Below are 20,914 nucleotides of genomic sequence, written 5' to 3'. Positions count from 1 at the left end.
CCGTCTCAACAGCGAAATAACTGTTCATGGGGACCCCGACGGAGCTGGTAGGGTTCTACCCGTCGCCACGCCAGCCGCGGCGAACACGCCCCCGTAGCTCAGGGGATAGAGCAACGGCCTCCGGAGCCGTGTGCGCAGGTTCGAATCCTGCCGGGGGCACCTTGCATGAGGTGCCCAAAGACCCCGCCACCAGCGCTTTCGCTGAGAACGGGGTCTTCGTGTTTCTACGGACGTATGCAGCCGTATGCCGCTCTGAGCGGCTCCATGTCAGCCTCTGTGGACTATTTGTAGACAGGATCTTGGTGGCATCGCTCCAGGTCGCTCCAGGTCAGCCCCGAAAGTCCGAGGGACTCCCAGGAACGACAGAGACTCCCGGACGGATCCAGGGGCCACGCGGACGGGTTGGGACTCAGGCTCGTATCTCTCGTACCAAGGCGCCGCTGTCGTCAGACAGCTCCAGGGTGAACCGGAGGCCGAAGCGGCTGAGCAGGCCGGCAAGGTCGTCGAGGCGCTGAGGGTCAATGACTCCGTTGAGCAGAACCTCTCGCGCCTCGATCGGATCCAGCTCGATCTGCCCCCAGCTGGCCTCCACCTCGTAGCCGTGCCAAGACGACGAGCGCGACGACCAGCCGGTGCGGACGAAGGCGGCAGCAACAGGCGCGGCGTCTCGGCAGCCTTGCACAACACCACAGACGTTGTTGTTCACGTCGAGCCACTGAGGATTCAGGCTCTGGCCGTCATCGGATATGTCCACGGCCGGAGTATGAGGCACCACGGCTATCGGCCTCACTCGTACTCCCGAAGCAGAGGTGCGCCGGGACACTGGACCTACGCCGGCCACGGCCACATGCCCTTGCGAGTCCGGCTGGTCGGCAGTGAGGGCAAGGTGAGTTCAGAGTCCTTCGCAGTGCGGTGAGTCCCCAGAGCAGAGATGGACTCTCTCTCGCGAACCACGCGTCGACGCCTCGGAAGGGCTTCCTTAACGCCACGATCGCACTGATCAACTGAGGTTCGCCACCACCGCCTTGGCACGCCGCTGCACCCGGGCCAATCTGGCCATGAGTTCGGGCCGGGCCGCCGGCACGCACAGCTGCGGCGTTGTCGTCGGTTGCCGACGCTCGCGTCGACGCCCCAGCTGCATGGTCCAATGCCCGAGGCAATCGGGAGTTCAGGAAGGGGAGCTGACGACGCGGGCAACCCCGTGTCGCGCGTCGACATGGCCGGCGGTCTCCTGCTCACGCACGGCGCGACGAACCCGTGCCACGTTTCATACCCCGCACTTCTCGACAAGGCCGCCTCGCTCGGCAGATCACCGGTTCGAGGCAGGGGAAGTCAATCGGTGACGGCACGGACATGTCGCGCAACCTTCGCCGGTTCCCCTCGTCAGACTCCGTCCCGGCATGCGTGCGGTGCCCGTATGGGGTCAGCGGCCCACACCCAGAGGGCTCTCCACAGGCCATTGCGCCGCCGGCGCAGCGGATGCCGCCGGACACCCAGGACCCGCAGCAGCTCGCCCGAGGCCCGCGCGCCCCTCTCGGCGAGCTCGTCGATGCTCCGCGCGCCCGCCACCACCGCGCAGGCACACACCAACAGGACCGCCGCCAGCGAGTGCCACCGCCCGCGCCGCGAGCGCGGATCAGGCACGGATTCGAAGTACGGGCTTTTAGACCAGCGATCTGGCCCGGGTCCATCGGACCCAGCTTCACCTGCACGCCGGGGATGGCAGAGAACGCAGCAGGCACGGAGCCTTCTCGATCAACGGGCGTAAGACACCACGATGATCACGAAGCCCGTGCCTGCACCTCTACCCGCCCCTCACCCCAAAGACCTACACAACCAGGGAACTTGAAACCCCCTGGTCGGTTCGCCCGAACCGTGCTTACTCGGGCCGAACGTCGTTCAAACTGTTGACGATATTCACGGACGGCGGATGTACAGGCGCAGGCACCTGGATGAGGATGGGGACATAGACTATGTCGCCGTGCCTGAACTCGGCCTTTGCTGAAAACCGGTAGCAGGTGATCTCGTCCGGACTGCCACGCGCCGCATAGCACCGAAGCGTCGACTTCGTCGGTGCAGCCTGCGACTTCTGTGACGGGGAGCCTGATTTACTTGCTGATGCGCTCCATTCGCCTAGCGCAAAACAGCAGGAGGCTGCAGCGGCAATGCTGACACCACGCAATGCTGCCTTCTTCATCCTCTTCACCCCGAAATCTGCGAGTGAACTAAGTCATTCTATCGTCCCACGCTGGCAAGAGACGCGCGAGGCGCTTCGGGTCCGTCGCACGTGAAAGTCCGTCAAGGACTTCGACGGAATCCACTACAGGTTGCACGACCTCCGGTAAGGATCTTCGGTGTGCACACCGATCGGGTGACGGTCGCGGTCCGGTTACAAGCGAGGCCTTCGGGTAGTGGTTCGGGATGCCCGAGGTCTCAACTACTGCAGCCGACAACCTCGTTGGTTGCCTGTTTTGCCGCATCGCCGAGTGCGACCGCATCGGCGACCGCGAACGGGAAAACTCCGGCAAGGCCAGACGGCACGGAGAAATATCGCGGCCGTCACCGACTCTGCGGGCGACCTGATCCCACACTCACCGGCGGCACTCGGCACACGACTGAAGATTCTAGTAATCCATTCACATCGGATGGTGATCTGACACGCTGGGCCAGCGCCAACAACTTCCCCGGAGGGATGCCGGGTTAGACGTCAAAGCGATGAATGGGTGATGTTCACAGCGACACTGACCGCTTGGGTGGGTCTAGCCTCCGACATCTGAGTTTTTATCTAGCATGCAGCCCAGCATCGATATGTGAGCTTGCACAGCTCAGAGTCCAAGGGGAAGAACCTTGCGTAAAATCCAGCGCGCTCTGATCACCGTCGCCGCAGTGGGAGGCTTCGCTATTGCAGGAATGGGTGTCGCTCACGCGGACACCTCGAACAGCTACAACGGCCCGTCCTACAACTTGAACTTGATTAGCCTGCTGGGAGGTCAGACACCCCAGACCCCTCAGACGCCCCAGACGCCCCAAACCCCTCAGACGCCGCAGACTCCTCAGACACCCCAGATCGCGCAGCAGTCGACTGCAGCAACGCGGGTGGACGCTCCCTCGGGAGGCTCCGGGGATGAAGCGGATAACACGCAGACACCGAACACCCCGAACACGCCCAACACACCGAACACCCCGAACACGCCGAACACGCCGAACACGCCGAACACGCCGAACACGCCGAACACGCCCAATACTCCGAACACACCGAACACACCGGGCCTTCTGAAGGCCCTCACCACGCTGCTGCAGCCTGGGGGACTGCTCTGAGGCCCGACGCCGCAAAGATGGGGCAGCGCAACCTGTTGTTGCGCTGCCCCATCTCTATTTCTTCAGTGACGTCAGCCCGGTGTGTTCGGGGTGTTCGGCGTATTCGGAGTATTGGCTCCGCCACCGCCACCCGGTGTGTTCGGGGTGTTCGGCGTGTTCGGAGTATTGGCTCCGCCACCGCCACCCGGTGTGTTCGGGGTGTTCGGCGTGTTCGGAGTATTGGCTCCGCCACCGCCACCCGGGGTGTTCGGGGTGTTCGGCGTGTTCGGAGTATTGGCTCCGCCACCGCCACCCGGTGTGTTCGGCGTGTTCGGCGTGTTCGGAGTATTGACTCCGCCACCCGGTGTGTTCGGCGTGTTCGGCGTGTTCGGAGTATTGACTCCGCCACCCGGTGTGTTCGGCGTGTTCGGCGTGTTCGGAGTATTGACTCCGCCACCAGGGGTGTTCGGCGTGTTCGGGGTGTTCGGAGTATTGACTCGGCCCCTGCTCGGTGTGTTGGGGGTGTTCGGGGTGTTGGGGGTGAACCTGCTCCTGCCACCCGGTGTGTTCGGGGTGTTCGGGGTGTTGGGGGTGAACCTGCTCCTGCCACCCGGTGTGTTCGGGGTGTTCGGGGTGTTCGGGGTGTTGGGGGTGAACCTGCTCCTGCCACCCGGTGTGTTGGGGGTGTTCGGGGTGTTGGGAGTGAACCTGCTCCTGCCACCCGGTGTGTTCGGCGTGTTCGGGGTGTTGGGAGTGAACCTGCTCCTGCCACCCGGTGTGTTCGGCGTGTTCGGCGTGTTCGGGGTGTTGACTGTGCCTCCGCCACCCGGGGTGTTGGGGGTGTTCGGCGTGTTCGGGGTGTTGGCTCCGCCACCGCCACCCGGGGTGTTCGGCGTGTTCGGCGTGTTCGGGGTGTTGGCTCCACCTCCGCCACCCGGGGTGTTCGGCGTGTTCGGCGTGTTCGGGGTGTTGGCTCCGCCACCGCCACCCGGGGTGTTCGGCGTGTTCGGCGTGTTTGGGGTGTTGGCTCCACCTCCGCCACCCGGTGTGTTCGGGGTGTTCGGCGTGTTTGGAGTGGGGGGTGTGGGCACAACTACGGCGCTCTGGGTCGTGGATACAGCCTCTGCGCTGGCTACGCCAACTGATGCAGAGAGCAGCGCTGCGGCGCAGGAGGCTCCTGCGATACGCGCGATCCTATTTCGAGCAATGAACATGGGAGACCTCGCCCTCGGTTTCCAACCAGGTGAACCGTCCCACTGGGCGGCTGGCATTTCGCCTAGAAATGAGGTGCCCGAATATTCGCTTGGTGAATATTCGACACTGAGAGGATCAAAGGGAGTTACCTCCTCCCGTAAGGACGTGGCGAAGGTGCCCGATATGGTCTTGGGGTAGGTGGCTGCGCCTTGCCGACGGCGTACACGACCACACTCTGGGACAGCGGACTGTCCGAGCCGGCCGAGGTGTTGTCCGCGCCAGCCGAGCTGCCGTTGTGGCGAGCGGCGCGATGGCATGCAAACCGCCTGGCTGCATGCAGTGCTCGCGAGCGCCGACCATCACTTGAGAATCCTTCTGAGAGTCGATCCTCAAGTGGAGTGCCGCCAGGAAAAATGATTCTTCAATACGTGGAATCACACCCTCAGGAGCATTTCACTCCAGGCGCTCGCCTTGACTGCCACTCACATGTGAAGCTTAGTCCAGAGCTTGGGGCTCGACCACTCGAGTGATTTTGAAGTGTGGATCCCGTACGACATCCGCTGCCTACTCGGTTGGATTTTTCGCGATAGAGGAATGAAGATGACTTCATCCGCGCCCACCGCCACAGCGCTCTGGCCGTGCGAGAACAGGGACTTCCCTGGACGCGGGAGCCGCAACGCGTTGCCCGGCGCCTTCCCTGCACATATCGGCCATGGCACTGGCCATACATTCACACTAGCCCCGGCGCGACGTCTACGCAGCTTGCGGCATGCTCTGCTCTGTGCATGGGGGCAGTTCCGGCCGACGGGCACAGCAAGCTGCCGCCCCTCTTCGATGCGCTTTCGCGGGTCGGCGGCTTGTCTCATCCCGTGAATCAGCCGGTACGGAGGTCGTGACTCCACAGGTCGCGGCGACGACCGTCCTGGTGGGCTGCCGAAGACCAGGGTCCGGCTTGCGAGAGAGGCTTGGGGAGGGCGTGCCGCTCGACCCAATGTGAGTACTCAGACCGAAGTGGTCCGGTTCTCTGCGCCGGTTCGGAAGTGTGCCCCTCAAATCGCCTGGACGGCCCCTGGATATCAGTGCGCACGGGATGCCTATATTTTTCAAGCTCGCATTTTCACGCCCCCCGGCAATTCTTATTCTTCGAGAGCATCATATAAATGGGCATTGTCGTACGGATTCAGGAACTTCAGAGTCGTAAAGGCTCTTGCCGGAGTTTTTCTGGGACCTCGTTCGACCCACGGGGGGTTTCAAGTTCCCTGGTTGTGTAGGTCTTTGGGGTGAGGGGCGGGTAGAGGTGCAGGCACGGGCTTCGTGATCATCGTGGTGTCTTACGCCCGTTGATCGAGAAGGCTCCGTGCCTGCTGCGTTCTCTGCCATCCCCGGCGTGCAGGTGAAGCTGGGTCCGATGGACCCGGGCCAGATCGCTGGTCTAAAAGCCCGTACTTCGAATCCGTGCCTGATCCGCGCTCGCGGCGCGGGCGGTGGCACTCGCTGGCGGCGGTCCTGTTGGTGTGTGCCTGCGCGGTGGTGGCGGGCGCGCGGAGCATCGACGAGCTCGCCGAGAGGGGCGCGCGGGCCTCGGGCGAGCTGCTGCGGGTCCTGGGTGTCCGGCGGCATCCGCTGCGCCGGCGGCGCAACCCGTCGCCGTCGACGATCGGGCGGGTGATGGGGGCCGTCGACGGTGACGCGCTGGATGGGGCGGTGGGCGCCTACCTCGCCGACCGGCACCAGGCCGCCACCGCCGGGGCCAGGCGGCGGGTCATCGCGGTGGACGGCAAGGCCCTGAAGGGCTCCGCCCGTCTGGACACACCCCGCCGGCATCTGCTCTCGGCGGTCACCCACGGCCGCGTCACCACCCTCGCCCAGGTCAAGGTCGGCGCGAAGACGAACGAGACGACGCACTTCAAGCCGCTGCTCACCCCGCTCGACCTGACCGGCACGGTCGTCACCTTCGATGCCTTGCACTCGGTCAAGGCGAACATCACCTGACTGGTCGGGACGAAGCAGGCCCACTACATCGCCGTGATCAAGACCAACCAGCCGACCGCCCACCAGCAGTTGGTCCCGAGCACGCTCGGAAAGGGATTCCCTGCTTCATCACTTCATCACTTCATCGAGGCTCGCTCCGTACCTGGATCACGGCATGCGTTCCCTTTGTTCGCCAGGATTCGGGATCCGCTTCGTTGAGCGAGGCCTCCGTTTGTTTGTCCAGGCCCACGATTACGTCTGATTTGAGGGTGCGCAGGGCCGCTACGGGGGTGGGGAAGTAGGAGGTGCGCGTGGGGAACGGGGTTGTGGGGGGCCAGAGTTGGTCGCCTACCAGACGGCGGTAGTTCAGGTCGCCCTTCAGGATCGTCAGCGTGGCTTTCTCGAAGTGCTTCCTCAGGTCGTCCGGCATCGCGGCGTACGGCAGTGGGGCGCAGGAGAACGGGTGGGCGAGGAGCTGCAGTTGGCCTGTTGATGTCGCCTGCCATAGGCGTTCGCCCGCATCACCTGCCTCGCCCGGGGCTTGCTTCAGGTGGCGCAGGGCGTCGATGACGTCCGCGGGGGTCGCGTCGGAGACGTAGTACGGATGTGGCTTTACGTGGAGGACCACTTGTTCCGCGTGTGCGTGACGGAGGAAGTGGTCGATGAGGAGGAGGTCCGGGACCAGTTCGCGGCCCGCGTTGTCCGCCACCACGTGGACCGTGTTGCCGGCCCCGGGCGGCAGGAGCGACCAGAGGCGCTCCGAATCGTCCACCAAGAGGGGAGTGATGGGGGTGGGTGCGTCGGAGGCGGTCGCTGTCAGCTGGAAGCCGAGGTCTGCCCTGTTGCCCCACAGGGAGCCGTGGAGCAGCGCCCGGCCCTGGGTTTCCGGCGGTTCCTGCGCCAGGTGGTCCAGAGCCGTCAGTTCCGCCTGCGCCTCCGGGCTCCGTAGCTCCGCCTGCTTGAAGGGGCGGAAGGGGTCGATGCCCTGCCACGGTCCGGCGGAATCGAAGTAGCCGACCGCGCCCAGGAGCCTGCGGTAGAAGTAGCTCTCCGCCCAGAGGAACGGCGCGTCGAACCACGACCGGCCCCCGTGCTCGCCGCTCCCCCACTCCTCCCACTGGTCGCGGTCCCGGGCGTCGGCCGGCAGCGGTTCCATCACGCCGGCCGGGTCCGTGCTCTCGCTCAGGAGCGTGTCCAGCGCCCGCTGCCGCTCCGGGTCGTACGGGAACGCGTCCCGCACCCGCTGGATGAGCGCCGGGTGCCGTTCGCGCAGCACGCTGTACGGAAATGATCCGGGGGCGTTGCTCCGGATGACGTCGTCAACGCTCTCCATGGCTGATTGATCCTCCGGTCGTCGGGCCGAGCAGCATCGTCACCAGTCTCTCCGTCTGCTCCCCCGGGTCCCGTGCCGCGTCTCCCCATGTCGTCATCAACAGGTGGTGGACCGTCCCGACCAGAGCCAGCGCCGTCGCCGTCGTGTCCGTGGCCGGGGAGAGGCGGCCCCGTTCCACTTCCGCGTCCAGGTACGCAGCGATCGACTGCTGGATCGCGTCGAAGCCCGGGGCGCCCGCCTCCAGGGCCTCGCGGATGCGGAGCGACGCCGCCGGGGTCGAGACCGCCAGGCCCGCCGTCGTGGGGTGCAGGGACGTCAGGAGCGCGTAGCCGATCGTCTTCAGGTTGGCCGCGACCGTGGACTCGCCCGCGCGGGCCGGAAGGTCCTCCGCCAGGCGCGCTGTGCGGGCGAAGCGGGCCAGGACCAGCTCCGCGACGAGTTCGTCCAGGCCCGCGAAGTGCTTGTGCAGCAGGCCCTTCGCGCAGCCGGCCTCGGTCGTGATCGCCCTGCTCGTCAGGCCCGACGGGCCCTCCCGCGCCAGGATCCGTTCCGCCGCCTCGAAAAGCCGCTCTCTTACGTCGGGGATCGCCACTCCGCGCGGGGACATGCTGCCTGCCTCTTCTCATCGGGTGCGCCATCGGGTCCGGCCGTCATGTCCGGCCATCGGGGTCGGCTGTCAAGGCCAGGCCCTCTCCACGCCCTTGCGTCAGTATGGGCGCGCGCCCATACTGGGTTTGGGCAGACGCCCATACTACGCCGACTGTCGGCCGGCGCGCCGTCACGAGGGGATTCCGTCATGCCGCACATCGCGAACGTCGATCAGTCCCAGGCCTGGAACGGGTACGAGGGTGAGCACTGGGCCCGTAACCAGGACCGCTGGGACGCCGTGAACGAAGGGTTCAACCAGCCCCTCCTCGCCGCCGCAGCAGTCCGCCCCGGCGAGCACGTCCTCGACATCGGCTGCGGCGCCGGATCCACCACCCGCCTCGCCGCCCGGCACGCGCGCCCGGACGGGCGGGCTCTGGGGGTCGACCTGTCCGGGCCCATGCTCGCTCGGGCCGAGGAGACCGCCCGGCACGAAGGGGCGGCCGGTGCCGGGTTCGAGCGGGGCGACGCCCAGATCCACCCCTTCCCCGACGGGGCCTTCGACGTCGCCATCAGCCGGTTCGGGGTCATGTTCTTCGCCGACCCCGTCGCCGCCTTCTCCAACATCCGGCGCGCCCTCAGGCCGGGCGGGAGGCTGGCGTTCATCTGCGCCGCCGAGCCCGAGCGCAACGACTGGCTCCGGGCCGTCGCCGGGCTGCGCGGCATCCTGCCCGTCGGCGACTTCGGGGCGCCGGGCGGGCAGGAGACTTCGCGCGGCCCGGGGAGGTTCTCCCTGGCCGACCCCGACGCCACGCGCGGCATGCTGTCCGACGCCGGGTTCGCGGGCATCGAGGTGAGGCCCGTGGAGGCGTACGGGCTGTGGGGACGGGACGCCGGTGACGCCGCCGAGTTCCTGCTCGGCTCCGGCCCCGGGCGGCACCTGACCCAACAAGTCGGCAGCGACATAAGGGAACTGGCGCACCGCACGCTCACAATCACCCTGAACGCGTACGAGCACGTCAGCGACGGGGGCGCGGGCAGGCGCAGTGAGGTACGCATGAAGAGCGTCGGATTCCTCGTCACCGCGCACAACCCCGAAGAGGTCGCCCGCCCCCTGGCCAAGCCCTCCCTTACAGTGTGAAGATCCTGTGTATACGCAGGAGTTCATCATCTGGGGGGCCTCATGGCACTGTTCGGAAACGCTCACACCGTCGACCCCGTCGGCGCGCAGCAGGAGTACGCCAAGCTGTTCGGTCAGGGCGAGCAGGTGCAGGCCGCGTACCTGCTCATCCGCGACACCATCCTCTTCACCGACCGGCGTCTGATCTTCGTCGACAAGCAGGGGATCACCGGCAAGAAGGTGGAGTACCACTCCATCCCCTACCGGAGCATCACGCACTTCGCCGTCGAGACCGCCGGTCACTTCGACCTCGACGGCGAGCTCAAGATCTGGATCTCCGGCACCGCGGCACCCGTCCAGAAGACGTTCAGCAAGGGCGTCGACATCTACGAGGTGCAGGCGATCCTGACGCAGTTCGTGGCCCGGTAAGCAACACGCGCAGCGGTGGCCCGGCGCCGGCGTCCTCGAACGTACGGCCGCCGCCGGGCCGCCACCACACAGAACCCGCCCACCCCACCCTTCGGCTCCGCCGGGCACCCCCTAAGACGCCCGCCTGCGCGACGCCGTCTTCTTCGCGGGTGCCTTCTTTGCGGTCGCCTTCTTGGCCGTGGCCTTCGAGGCGCTCGCCTTCGAGGCGCTCGCCTTCGAGCCACTCGCCTTCGAGCCACTCGCCTTGGCCGTGCCGGCCTTGGACGTGCTTGCCTTCGAAGTACTGGCCTTCTCGGCGGCCGTCGTCCTCGACGAGGCGGCCGACTTCTTGGCCGTGGTCTTCCTCGCCGTGCCGCTCCCGGACGCCGCCGGCTTCGCCTTGGCCGAAGTCGACTTCTTCCCGCCGACCTCCTTCGGTGCCGTACGGGATTTCGGTGCCGTACGGGACTTCAGCGGGGTCACCGGACTCACCTTCGCCTCCCGCTCCGGTGCCGCCGCGTCGCCGCGCGCCTCCTTGGCCGCCTTGACGCTGCTCTTCAGGGCCGCCATCAGGTCGATGACCTTGCCGCCGCCCTCCGGGGCCTCGGGCGGCTGCACCACGCCCTCACCGGACGCCTTCGCCTCGATCATCTCCTCGACCGCGGAACGGTAGTCGTCGTGCAGCGACTCCATGTCGACCTCGCCGAGGGTGTCCATCAACGCGTCCGCCAGGTCGAGTTCGGCCTCGCGCACGGTCACCTCGGTCTCGGGCGCCGCCTCCTGGGGGGCGCGCACCTCGTCGGGCCACAGCAGACCGTGCATCGCGATCACGTCGTCGACGACGCGCAGCATGCCGAGCCGCTCCCGCCCGCGCAGGGCGAACTTGGCGATGGCGACCTTCTTGTTCCGCTTGAGCGCCTCGCGCAGCAGGGTGTACGGCTTCGCCGCGGGGACGCCGTTCGCGGAGAGGTAGTAGGCGGCGTCCATCTGGAGGGGGTCGATCCGGTCGCCGGGGACGAAGGCCACGATCTCGATGGTCCGCGCGGTGGGGATCGGCAAGGAGGCCAGGTCCTCCTCCGTGATGGGGATGATCGCGCCGTCCGCGCCCTCGTACCCCTTGCCGATCTCCGCCGACGCCACCTCCTTCTCCTCCAGCTCGCAGAACTTGCGGTAGCGGATGCGGCCGCCGTCCTCCAGATGGATCTGCCGGAAAGAGATCGAGTGGCTCTCGGTGGCGTTGACCAGCTTGATCGGGATGCTGACCAGGCCGAAGGAGATGGCGCCGTTCCATATGGATCGCACGGTGTCCCTCTCTGCGTAGTGCTCTGCCGTGTGCCTTGCTCTGCGCTCTGCGCTCTGCCGTAGCCGAGCCCGTCGGCCACCCCGCCGTCGCCGCAGCCGAAGCCACCACCGCAGCCCTTTGGGATAGCTCGTCACGATATCCGTGGGATTCTCATCGTATGACGCCCATCACAGAGGTGGAGGGGCGGCGGCTCGCGCTCAGCAACCTCGACAAGGTGCTGTACCCGGCGACCGGGTTCACCAAGGGCGAGCTGCTGCACTACTACGCGACGGTCGCCGGGTCCCTGCTCGCGCACCTGTACGACCGACCCGTGTCCTTTCTGCGCTACCCGGACGGGCCCGAGGGCCAGCGGTTCTTCACCAAGAACGTGCCGCCGGGCACGCCGGCGTGGGTGCGGACGGCGGACGTGCCGCATTCGAGGAGTGCCCCGTCCCGCCAGGTCCTCGTACAGGATCTGGCGTCACTCATGTGGGCGGCCAATCTGGTGACGGAGTTCCATACGCCGCAGTGGCAGGCGGACGCGCCCGGACAGGCCGACCGGCTGATCCTGGACCTGGATCCCGGGGAACCCGCGGACGTGGTGGAGTGCTGCGCGGTCGCGCTCTGGCTTCAGGAGCGGCTGTGCGCGGACGGGCTTCACTCGTACGTGAAGACCTCCGGTTCCAAGGGGCTGCACCTGCTCGTGCCGCTGGAACCGACGCCGTCCGATCGGGTGAGCGCCTACGCGAAAACCCTCGCGGTGGAGGCGGAGGCCGAGCATCCGGAGCTGGTCGTCCACCGCATGACCCGCAGCCTGCGCCCCGGCAAGGTCTTCGTCGACTTCAGCCAGAACGCTGCCGCGAAGACGACGGCGACCCCGTACACGCTGCGCGCCCGCACGGAGCCGACCGTGTCGGCGCCGGTGACGTGGGAGGAGGTCGAGGCCTGCACGGACGCGCGGGATCTGACGTTCCTGGCCGACGACATCGCGCCGCGCCTCGAGACGTACGGGGACCTGCTCGGCCCTCTGATCAACCTGAACCGCGCGGGGCGTGTGCCGTGAGCGGCGCGCCGGGGCTGTCCCGGTGACAGTCCGACACGAGGGGCGAGCCTCTCCTCACCCGCAAGGCCCACCGGGCAGACCCTGACGGAATGGATGAAAACGAGCCGACCGTAGCCCTATACCCGCCGGTCGACGTCATGCGTCCCCAGGCTGTGGACGAAATCCCGGAACAGACAGGCACGCCGGAGAGCCTCCAGTACTCGCTCAAACTCGACGGATTCCGCGCCCTGGCCTTCGTCCTCGAGGGCGGCCGGGTCTTCCTGCAGTCACGCTCACAAAGGGACCTGGCCCCGGAGTTTCCCGAAATTGCCGCATATCTCGGAGAGCATCTGCCCGCCGGAACCGTACTGGACGGCGAATTGTGCGCCTACCGCGACGGGCGCCTGAGCTTCACCGATCTCCTCCGGTCCCACGCCGACCGGGCACGATCGGGCATCCCGGTGTCCTACGTGGCGTTCGACATCCTCGCCGTCCCGGGCCGCGATGTCAGGGCCCTGCCGCTGAAGAAGCGCTGGGAGCTGCTCGGAGCCGCGCTCCAGGACATCGGCCCGCCCCTTCAGCGCGTACTGGCGACGCTCGACGAGGAAACCGCCCATATCTGGTTCCGCGACATAAGAGCGGCCGGAGTCGAAGGAATTGTGGCGAAGGAACTGCGCTCGACCTATCGGGCAGGAGGAACCCGGGCATGGAGAAAGATCAGGCATGCGGATACGACGGACGGGGAACTCCTCGGAGTTTTCGGCCCGTTGGACAGACCGCAGGCACTTCTCGTACAACTCCCCGGTGATCGAACCGTGAAGACGTCGCCCCGCTTGACCCCGGCGCAGTCACGGCAGATCGGCACACTGGTGCACGGCCGTCTTGAGCACCTGACGGACCACCCGGAACACGGTCCGGTGCGGATGCTCACGGCCCCCCTCCTCATCGAGGTGCGCCAAGCGGCCGGACGCCACGAGACCGTCCGCTTCCTGCGCGTGCGGTCCGACGGATGAGATGTCAGTCCTTCGTCGTACGGTGAAATCTCACGTACGGACGGGAGGGCCGAGGTGGCCGAGAAGACGCTGACCGGGACGACGGTCGCCGAGGTGATGGCCGAGCTGGCCGGACTCGAGGACCCGAAGGCACGCGCCGTGAACGAGAAGCACGGCGACGATCACGGCGTGAACCTCAGCAAGCTGCGCGCGCTCGCCAAGCGGCTCAAGACGCAGCAGGAACTCGCGAGCGGTCTCTGGGAAACCGACGACACCGCGGCAAGACTCCTCGCCCTCCTCATCTGCCGCCCGAAGGCGTTCCGGCGGGACGAGCTGGACGCCATGGTGCGCGGGGCGCGCACGCCCAAGGTGCACGACTGGCTCGTGAACTACGTGGTGAAGAAGAACCCGCACGCCGAAGAGCTCCGTCTGGCCTGGTCGGCCGACCCGGATCCAGTGGTCGCGAGCGCCGGCTGGGCGCTGACCACGGAACGCGTGGCGAAGAAGCCGGAAGGGCTCGACCTCTCAGGGCTCCTCGACGTCATCGAGGCGGAGATGAAGGACGCCCCTGACCGTCTGCAGTGGGCGATGAACCACTGCCTGGCCCAGATCGGGATCGACCACGCCGGCCTCCGCACCCGGGCCATCGACATCGGCGAGCGCCTACAGGTACTCAAGGACTACCCGACGTCCCCGGGCTGCACGTCCCCGTTCGCCCCGGTCTGGATCACCGAGATAGTGCGCCGCCGGCAAGCCCAGTAAAGACCTGCGCTCAGCCCGTCCCGCCCTGCCCCGCCCTCAGTCAGACCCGCAGCCACGTATGGCGGTCGCGGGCCATGGCATGCAGTGCCTCGACGTCGGCCGGTTTCAGGACGCCGCCCGTGCGCGCCAGTGACTGGAGTTCGGTGTCAAGGACGATGCGTACGTCCCGTGGGGGCGCCGCCACCTCTACCGTCGTGGCGCCCGCGACGGCCAGGACCGGGCGGACCTCGGCGGTCAGGGCGAAGGACGCGCGGGAGGCGGCCGCGCGGACGCGGCGCAGCAGCGGGTGCGGCTCCGAGCGGCCGGTCATGACCATCGGGTCGGCGACGCGGACGCGCTGTTTGCGGGCCGGAAGCGTGTGCAGCGCGTAGAGGCCGCCGGGCCCGATGAGGAGGTGGTGGATGCGGTCGCCGCCGGGCAGCGGCACGGAGTGCAGCGCGCGCCAGCCCGCCCGCTCGAACGCGTCGAGCCCTCCGCCGACGCACTGCTCGGCCTCCAGGGCCCGGCGCCGCGGGTCACCGCGCAGCCGCCGTGGCGGCCCCGGGTCGCGGTCGACGGCGATCTGGAGGGCCTCGCCGGGCCGGTTCGGCGCGAGGTCGTCGTCCGGGTGGAGGGCGAGCCTGGCAAGTTCGACGGAGGTGGGCACGGGGGGCGGACCCACGGTGACCTGGCCGGTCAGGAAGGGCCCGAGGACGTCGAGCACGGCGTCCCGGCGGGCCTCGCTGATCAGATTGACGCGGCCGGCCTCACGGTCGTACCAGGCGACATTCCTGCCGTCGTCGCCACAGACATAGAGCCGCTCCCGACCGTGCCGCCAGGTCGGTATGACGCGCAGACCGCTCATGCACCATCACCCCACGACCATGGGAACAGCCCCGGAGCCGCAGGGCAATATGCCGTCCCGCCCCTCAGTGACACCACCGCCCGCGGAGTTTCGGCCCGCTGTTACACAGCTGCCGAATTGCCGTGATGAGGGGTCTTTACGGTGATGAGGTCAGGGTTTAAGCCACCTGGTGGAGCACACCGCACCGGGAGTAGAGCAGAGGAGACGTTCCGTGAGCACCACCCGTCGAGCATGCCTGCTGGCCCGCGGCGCCTTCGTCGCCGCCGTTCTCGGCGGCGCGCTCGTGGTCCCGACGGCCGCGTTCGCGCACGCCCAGCCCGACCGCGCGGCGGCTCCCGCCGCGGCGAGCTCACCGGAGCACGGCACACCCGACTCGACCCCGCTGTTCCTGGCGGTGGGCGGCGGCATGGCGGCGGCGGGCGCGGGGGGACTCGCCTTCTCGATGTACCGGCGCGGGCGCACCGACGGCTGACCGTTCGAGGTGCGCACGGTCCCGCGGGTCAATAAAAAGGACTTCCTCACCCATAAGGTGACAGTGGAGTGACCGACCGGCACGCGGACAGGCAGGAGTGCAGTGAATTCAAGGCGCACCTGTACCGCGGCGACCGCCGTGACGGCGTCGGTACTGCTGCTCGCGGGGTGCGGCGACGCGGGCGAGCTGCGCAGCGCGGGTCCGACGTCCACGGCGATGGGACCCGCCCGGCTCTGGCCCACACTGCCGCCGGCGTCCGCCGCGGCCGACGACTACGGCTCGGGCAAGACCGAAGTAGTGCACGGCATCACCGCCAAGGGTGACGACATTCACCGCGTGAACCCGGTCGACGTGGTCCGCGCACAGGAGGCGGCCGCCTCGGCTTCACCGAGCCCGTCCCCGTCCCCGTCCCCGTCCCCGTCCCCGTCCCCGTCCCCGTCCCCGGACAACATCGTAGGGCTGGGCGACTGCGGCACGAAAGACAGCGCCAAGTGCCCGGTCCTGAAGGCGTACTACCGGGACCTGACGGGTGACGGCAAGGACGAACTGCTCCTCGGGATCCGCCTGCCGAAACGCCAGCTCGCCGTGCGCTGCTACAAGTTCGAGGGCCACAAGCTGACGCAGGTGATGGGCACGTCAGACGCGGTCGTGAGCGTGGAGATCGCGGGCCGCGACGTAATCCTGCGGGCGGTGGCGGACCTGCCGGGCTACGAGTACCGCACGGCGTGGTCCTGGGACGCGCACCAGCACGCGATGCTCCCCACCCGAGACGAAATCCTCCGAACGGGCCCGCCGGCGGCCCCAACCACACCCCCCAAGCCCGAACCCTCCTCCCCCACCACCGCTCCGCCGAAGACCCCGACGACAACCCCATCGGCCGCCGCCCGATGACCAGACACACGAGCCGAAGCCGCCCCACGCACACACGTCGGGGCACAGCCGGCGCCACAACCCACCCGCACCCGAACCCATCCACGTACAAGACCCGAGGGACAAGCCCCCCGGCCCCGAAGGATCCGCACCCGCGAGCGAACGGGAGGGGCCGGGCCGGTATGTCCGCCCGGAGCCGGCACACACTACTGAGGCGCACGAAATCCGACGCCGAACCATCCAGGCGAGGACGGACATACCGGCCCGGCCCCGCACCCACTCCCACACGCAGGGCGCAGAGCCCCGGCAGCGGCAGCGCCCACACCCACACCCACACCCACACAGCCCAACACAAGAACACCGCCCCAGAACACCCGCACCCCCGGCAGCCCGCCAAGAGCCGCCCATGACCCCCACCGCCTCCCGCACCAACCCGAGCCACCCCAGCCCCAGCCCCAGGCTCAAACCCCGGCTCCCCGCCTGGACGGCCACCCTCACCTGGAAGGCCGCGGTCTTCATCACGGTGATGTGCTGCGCACTCGCCGCGCTCCTGGGCGCCCTGGTCCACGTATCGGTCAGCAACCAGACCGTCGGCCAGGCCCGCGCCCGCGCACTGGACCGGCTGGACGAGGCCACCAAGGCGTACGAGGCCGGCGCGAGGCTGGGCCCGCTCGCAGGGGTCGACCCCCCGGACCTGCCCGACTCGCTGCACCGGCTCGCCACGGACGGTGAGCGCGGCACGATGGTGAGCAGTGACGCGAAGCAGCCCACGATGTGGGCGGCAGGCCCCATCGACAGGAACCGCGTCCTGGCCGTGGAGGTCGACTACTCGCAGGGCGCCCGCACGATCGCCGGCCTGGACAAGGCGATCGTCGGCTCGTCCGTGCTGGCGATCGGCGCGACGCTGCTGGTGGGGGCGTTCGCGGTGACGCGCGTGACGCGGCGCCTGCACGCGACGGCGAGAGTGGCCCGGAGGATCAGCGGCGGGGACCTGGACGCCCGGGTGGGCGATCCGAGGACGAGGAATCCGGCCAGGCACCAGGACGAGGTGGCAGCCGTGGCCGGTGCGCTGGACAGCATGGCGTCGTCGTTGCAGCGCAAGCTGCTGAGCGAGCAACGGTTCACGGCGGACGTGGCACACGAACTGCGGACACCGCTGACGGGCCTGCACGCGGCGGCCGAACTCCTCCCGCCGGGCCGCCCGACCGAGCTCGTACGGGACCGGGTCGCCGCGCTGCGGACCCTCACCGAGGACCTGCTGGAGATCTCGCGCCTGGACGCACGCAGCGAGCGCGTGGACCTGGACGACAACTGGCTCGGCCCGCTCGCCGAGCGGGTGGTGCGGGGGTCCGGCACGCGGACGGAGGTGGTCGTGGTGCGGGACGTCTGCGTACTGACGGACCGCCGGCGCCTGGAGCGGGTGCTCGGCAACCTCGTGGCGAACGCGCACAGGCACGGGCGCCCGCCGGTGGTCCTCACAGTGGACGGCCCGGTGATCACGGTGCGGGATCACGGGGAGGGCTACCCGGACTACCTGGTGGAGGGCGGTCCGCAGCGGTTCAGGACGGAGGGCGGCGCGAAGGGCCACGGCCTCGGCCTGACGATCGCGCTGGGCCAGGCGGAAGTGCTGGACGCTTCGCTCAGATTCACGAACGCGCAGGACGGCGGAGCGATGGCGACGCTGACGTTGAACGACCGGCAGCGCTGACGCGTCACCCCCACACAGAATCCCCGCCCGAAGCCCTCGCCCAGAGCCCCCGCCCGAAGCCCTCGCCCAGAACCCCCAGCGGACACACACCCAGTCAGATTAAAGAGACATAGCGGGTTTTCCCGGCTATAGCTTGTTACGTTCCCGCCATGACCGGACCGACGGGATCAACGGGACCCATGGGCCCGGCAGGCACGAGAGCCGAGGTCAGCCCTCCCGCGGTCCCCGCTGTCCACCTCCCGCGGCGCCGTGGCACCGAACTCGTCCTGATCGTTCTGGCCGTCCTGCTCAGCGTCTACGGCTACTGCGACGTAGGACTCGCCGAGAACGGCTCGGTACCGCCCGGCGCCGCCGGTTACGGCGCCGGGCTCGGCGTCCTCGCGCTCGTGGCGCACGGCGCGATCCGCCTGCGCGCCCCGTACGCGGACCCGCTCCTGCTGCCCATCGGCGTGCTGCTCAACGGCCTCGGCCTGGTCCTGATCTACCGGCTCGACCTGGAGACGCCCGACGACCAGGCGGCGCCGATCCAGCTCATCTGGTCCACGCTGGGCGTGGCCCTGTTCATCGCGGTCGTGGTCCTCGTGCGCGACCACCGGGTGCTCCAGCGGTACGCGTATCTGTCGGCCGTCGCCGCGCTGTTCCTGATGGTCCTGCCGATCCTCTTCCCGGCGGTGAACGGCGCCCGTATCTGGCTCAGGATCAGCGGATTCTCCATCCAGCCGGGAGAGTTCGCCAAGGTGCTGCTCGCGATCTTCTTCGCCAGCTATCTCGCGGCGAACCGCAACGCGCTCTCGTACACGGGCAAGAAGATCTGGCGCTTCCAGTTCCCCACGATGCGGGTCTTCGCGCCGATCCTGGTCTTCTGGCTGATCAGCGTGGGCGTCCTGGTCCTGGAGCGTGACCTCGGGACGTCGCTGCTGTTCTTCGGCCTCTTCATCGTGATGCTGTACGTGGCGACGGGCCGCGGCAGCTGGATCGCGATCGGGCTGCTCCTCGCGGCGGGCGGCGCGGTCGTCGTCGGCGCGCTCGAACCGCATGTGAACAGCCGCGTCCACGACTGGCTGCACCCGTTCGCCTCGATCGACGCGGGCCAGGGGCCCGGCCAGCTCGCGCAGTCCCTGTTCTCGTTCGCGGCGGGCGGCATGCTCGGCGAGGGGCTCGGGGCGGGGCACTCGATCCTCATCGGGTTCGCCGCGAAGTCGGACTTCATCCTGGCGACCGCGGGCGAGGAGCTGGGACTTGTCGGCCTGACGGCGGTCTTCCTGCTGTACGCGCTGCTCGTGGAACGCGGCTACCGGGCGGGGCTCGCGCTGCGCGACCCGTTCGGCCGGCTCCTCGCGATCGGTATCGCGTCGATCGTCGCGCTCCAGGTGTTCGTGATCGCGGGCGGGGTGATGGGCCTGATCCCGCTGACCGGCATGGCGATGCCGTTCCTCGCGCAGGGCGGCTCGTCCGTCGTCACCAACTGGATCATCGTGGCGCTGCTCGTACGGATCAGTGACTCCGCGCGGGGCCAGCTCCTGTCCGACAAGGCGCTGGAGGCGCATCGGTGACCCGTTACATCCGCCGGGCCGCGGTCCTGTGTCTGGTGCTGCTTGCCGCGCTGCTGGTCAACGCGGCCCGCGTGCAGATCTTCGAGGCGGACTCCCTCGACGGCAATCCGGCCAACCGCCGCAACACGATCGCGCGTTACCACCAGGCGCGCGGCAACATCCTCGTCGACGGCAAGGCGGTCACCGGGTCCAGGGATTCCGGCCAGCAGCTCCGCTACGAACGGACGTACAGGTACGGCCCGTTGTTCGCGCCGGTGACCGGGTACGCGTCCCAGACGTACGGCACCTCGCTGCTGGAGAACGCCGAGGACGACATCCTCTCCGGCACGGACCCGACGCTCGCCCCGCTCCCCCTGTGGGACGACCTGACGCGCTCGCAGCAGCCGGCCGGCAAGGTGGCGACCACGATCAACGGGGCGGCTCAGCGCGCGGCGTACTCCGCGCTGGCCGGGCGCCGGGGCGCGGTCGCGGCGCTCAATCCGGCGACCGGGGCGATCCTCGCCCTGGTGAGCAGCCCCTCGTACGATCCGGGGAAGATCGCCGGGACGGATTCGGCGACGATGTCGGCGTGGACGCGCCTGAACCGCGCGCCGAGTCAGCCGATGCTCAACCGGGCGATCCGGCAGACGTATCCGCCGGGCTCGACCTTCAAGATCGTCACCGCGGCGGCGGCCCTCGACGCGGGCATCGTGACGGATGTGGACGAGCCGACGGACACGCCGAGCCCCTGGGTCCTGCCGGACACGTCGACCTTGCTGCGGAACGAGTCGCGCGGCTGCGAGGACGCGTCGCTCGCGGACGCGATCCGGGTCTCCTGCAACACGGTGATGGCGAAGCTCGGTGTCCAGGTCGGGCTGAAGGGGATGGTGTCGGCCGCAAAGCGGTTCGGCTTCGACGACGCGGGGGTGAGGATCCCGTCGAGCGTCTCACGGAGCAACTTCGACACGGACATGGACCGTTCGCAGCTGGCGCTCTCGTCCATCGGCCAGTTCAACACGACGGCGACGCCGCTGCAGATGGCGATGGTGTCGGCCGCCGTCGTCAACGGCGGGGTCCTGATGGCGCCGCATCTGGTGGACAGGACGACGGACCACGGCGGGAACACCCTCGCGCAGACCGTTGCGAAGACGTACCGGCAGGCTATGAACCCGGCCACGGCGACGCAGCTCCAGGACATGATGCAGGACGCCGTGGAGTACGGCACGGGCACGAACGCGCAGATCCGCGATGTGATGGTGGGCGGCAAGACCGGCACGGCGCAGCACGGCGTGGGCAACAAGGGCACCCCGTACGCGTGGTTCATCTCCTGGGCGCGGTCCCCGGAGCCGGGCAGCCCGGAGGTCGCTGTCGCGGTGGTCGTCGAGGACGCGTCGGCGAACCGTTCGGACATCAGCGGCGGCGGCAGCGCGGCACCGATCGCACGGAAGGTGATGGAGGCCGCACTCAACTCTTCTGACCAGTAGCGGCAATGGAGCGATTGG

General features: G+C 68.3%; 20 protein-coding genes and 1 tRNA gene. 13 read left to right on the top strand and 8 right to left on the bottom strand.

All coding sequences use genetic code 11. The annotated features are described in order from the left end of the window. Positions 1-87: 87 nt before the first annotated feature. A tRNA-Arg gene (locus tag ACWIGU_RS30560) sits at positions 88-159 on the top strand. Positions 160-409: 250 nt separating this feature from the next. Here the strand turns inward: ACWIGU_RS30560 and ACWIGU_RS30555 are convergent. The 4 genes from ACWIGU_RS30555 to ACWIGU_RS30540 all read right to left on the bottom strand — a co-directional run bounded on the left by ACWIGU_RS30555 (position 410) and on the right by ACWIGU_RS30540 (position 3,263). After that, entirely contained in the window at positions 410-754 is a 345-nt protein-coding gene (locus tag ACWIGU_RS30555; RefSeq protein WP_454404927.1) for a hypothetical protein, read from the bottom strand. Positions 755-1,383: 629 nt separating this feature from the next. Next, complete coding sequence (locus ACWIGU_RS30550) at positions 1,384-1,644, bottom strand: transposase family protein (RefSeq protein ID WP_454404926.1); 261 nt, start codon at positions 1,642-1,644, stop codon at positions 1,384-1,386. 235 nt (positions 1,645-1,879) lie between these two features. Next, positions 1,880-2,197 (bottom strand): hypothetical protein, encoded by a 318-nt coding sequence (locus tag ACWIGU_RS30545; protein WP_454404925.1) that lies wholly within the window; start codon positions 2,195-2,197, stop codon positions 1,880-1,882. Between the two features lie 856 nt (positions 2,198-3,053). Further along, entirely contained in the window at positions 3,054-3,263 is a 210-nt protein-coding gene (locus ACWIGU_RS30540; protein ID WP_454404924.1) for a hypothetical protein, read from the bottom strand. A 190-nt stretch (positions 3,264-3,453) separates the two neighbouring features. Here ACWIGU_RS30540 and ACWIGU_RS30535 point away from each other — a divergent pair, with 190 nt between their 5' ends. Then, complete coding sequence (locus tag ACWIGU_RS30535; protein ID WP_454404923.1) at positions 3,454-4,689, top strand: hypothetical protein; 1,236 nt, start codon at positions 3,454-3,456, stop codon at positions 4,687-4,689. A gap of 1,257 nt (positions 4,690-5,946) precedes the next feature. Beyond that, entirely contained in the window at positions 5,947-6,483 is a 537-nt protein-coding gene (locus tag ACWIGU_RS30530) for an ISAs1 family transposase (protein WP_454404922.1), read from the top strand. A gap of 121 nt (positions 6,484-6,604) precedes the next feature. Here the strand turns inward: ACWIGU_RS30530 and ACWIGU_RS30525 are convergent, their stop codons facing one another. After that, the gene (locus ACWIGU_RS30525) at positions 6,605-7,795 is read right to left on the bottom strand and encodes a damage-control phosphatase ARMT1 family protein (RefSeq protein WP_454404921.1); all 1,191 of its coding nucleotides are present in this window, start codon (positions 7,793-7,795) and stop codon (positions 6,605-6,607) included. Beyond that, the gene (locus ACWIGU_RS30520) at positions 7,782-8,402 is read right to left on the bottom strand and encodes a TetR/AcrR family transcriptional regulator (RefSeq protein ID WP_454404920.1); all 621 of its coding nucleotides are present in this window, start codon (positions 8,400-8,402) and stop codon (positions 7,782-7,784) included. The genes ACWIGU_RS30525 and ACWIGU_RS30520 overlap by 14 nt, the downstream gene beginning before the upstream one ends. Before the next feature lie 189 nt (positions 8,403-8,591). Here ACWIGU_RS30520 and ACWIGU_RS30515 point away from each other — a divergent pair, with 189 nt between their 5' ends. Both ACWIGU_RS30515 and ACWIGU_RS30510 read left to right on the top strand, forming a co-directional pair. Further along, the gene (locus tag ACWIGU_RS30515) at positions 8,592-9,521 is read left to right on the top strand and encodes a class I SAM-dependent methyltransferase (protein WP_454404919.1); all 930 of its coding nucleotides are present in this window, start codon (positions 8,592-8,594) and stop codon (positions 9,519-9,521) included. 42 nt (positions 9,522-9,563) lie between these two features. Then, on the top strand, positions 9,564-9,929 hold the full coding sequence (locus tag ACWIGU_RS30510; protein ID WP_326774098.1) for a PH domain-containing protein: 366 nt from the start codon (positions 9,564-9,566) through the stop codon (positions 9,927-9,929). 111 nt (positions 9,930-10,040) lie between these two features. Here the strand turns inward: ACWIGU_RS30510 and ku are convergent, their stop codons facing one another. Next, the gene (gene ku, locus ACWIGU_RS30505) at positions 10,041-11,210 is read right to left on the bottom strand and encodes a non-homologous end joining protein Ku (RefSeq protein ID WP_454404918.1); all 1,170 of its coding nucleotides are present in this window, start codon (positions 11,208-11,210) and stop codon (positions 10,041-10,043) included. A 158-nt stretch (positions 11,211-11,368) separates the two neighbouring features. Between ku and ligD the strand changes: the two genes are divergently transcribed. The 3 genes from ligD to ACWIGU_RS30490 all read left to right on the top strand — a co-directional run bounded on the left by ligD (position 11,369) and on the right by ACWIGU_RS30490 (position 13,986). Further along, positions 11,369-12,253: a non-homologous end-joining DNA ligase gene (ligD, locus tag ACWIGU_RS30500; protein ID WP_454404917.1), complete on the top strand. Its 885-nt coding sequence runs from the start codon at positions 11,369-11,371 to the stop codon at positions 12,251-12,253. A 137-nt stretch (positions 12,254-12,390) separates the two neighbouring features. Next, positions 12,391-13,245, top strand: coding sequence for an ATP-dependent DNA ligase (locus tag ACWIGU_RS30495; protein WP_454404916.1), 855 nt, complete (start codon positions 12,391-12,393; stop codon positions 13,243-13,245). A 96-nt stretch (positions 13,246-13,341) separates the two neighbouring features. Beyond that, entirely contained in the window at positions 13,342-13,986 is a 645-nt protein-coding gene (locus ACWIGU_RS30490; RefSeq protein ID WP_454405082.1) for a DNA alkylation repair protein, read from the top strand. A gap of 40 nt (positions 13,987-14,026) precedes the next feature. On the opposite strand, the gene ACWIGU_RS30485 is transcribed toward ACWIGU_RS30490, so the two are convergent. Continuing rightward, positions 14,027-14,830, bottom strand: a complete 804-nt coding sequence (locus ACWIGU_RS30485; RefSeq protein ID WP_454404915.1) for an NERD domain-containing protein — start codon at positions 14,828-14,830, stop codon at positions 14,027-14,029. 211 nt (positions 14,831-15,041) lie between these two features. On the opposite strand from ACWIGU_RS30485, the gene ACWIGU_RS30480 reads away from it, so the two are divergent. The 5 genes from ACWIGU_RS30480 to ACWIGU_RS30460 all read left to right on the top strand — a co-directional run bounded on the left by ACWIGU_RS30480 (position 15,042) and on the right by ACWIGU_RS30460 (position 20,896). Then, a complete protein-coding gene (locus ACWIGU_RS30480) occupies positions 15,042-15,302 on the top strand; it encodes a hypothetical protein (protein WP_454404914.1) in 261 nt (86 codons plus the stop codon). Positions 15,303-15,440: 138 nt separating this feature from the next. Then, positions 15,441-16,193 (top strand): hypothetical protein, encoded by a 753-nt coding sequence (locus tag ACWIGU_RS30475; protein WP_454404913.1) that lies wholly within the window; start codon positions 15,441-15,443, stop codon positions 16,191-16,193. A gap of 385 nt (positions 16,194-16,578) precedes the next feature. Beyond that, entirely contained in the window at positions 16,579-17,880 is a 1,302-nt protein-coding gene (locus tag ACWIGU_RS30470) for an ATP-binding protein (protein ID WP_454404912.1), read from the top strand. A 179-nt stretch (positions 17,881-18,059) separates the two neighbouring features. After that, positions 18,060-19,433 (top strand): FtsW/RodA/SpoVE family cell cycle protein, encoded by a 1,374-nt coding sequence (locus ACWIGU_RS30465; RefSeq protein ID WP_454405081.1) that lies wholly within the window; start codon positions 18,060-18,062, stop codon positions 19,431-19,433. Next, positions 19,430-20,896 carry a peptidoglycan D,D-transpeptidase FtsI family protein gene (locus ACWIGU_RS30460; RefSeq protein ID WP_454404911.1) on the top strand — a complete coding sequence of 489 codons (1,467 nt, stop codon included), beginning with the start codon at positions 19,430-19,432 and terminating at the stop codon, positions 20,894-20,896. Before ACWIGU_RS30465 ends, ACWIGU_RS30460 begins: the two co-directional genes overlap by 4 nt. The last annotated feature ends 18 nt before the right edge of the window (positions 20,897-20,914 follow it).

This window comes from Streptomyces sp. NPDC055400 (genome assembly GCF_053644375.1).
Note: the sequence above shows the minus strand (reverse complement) of the source record. Positions and strands in the feature narration are given on the sequence as shown.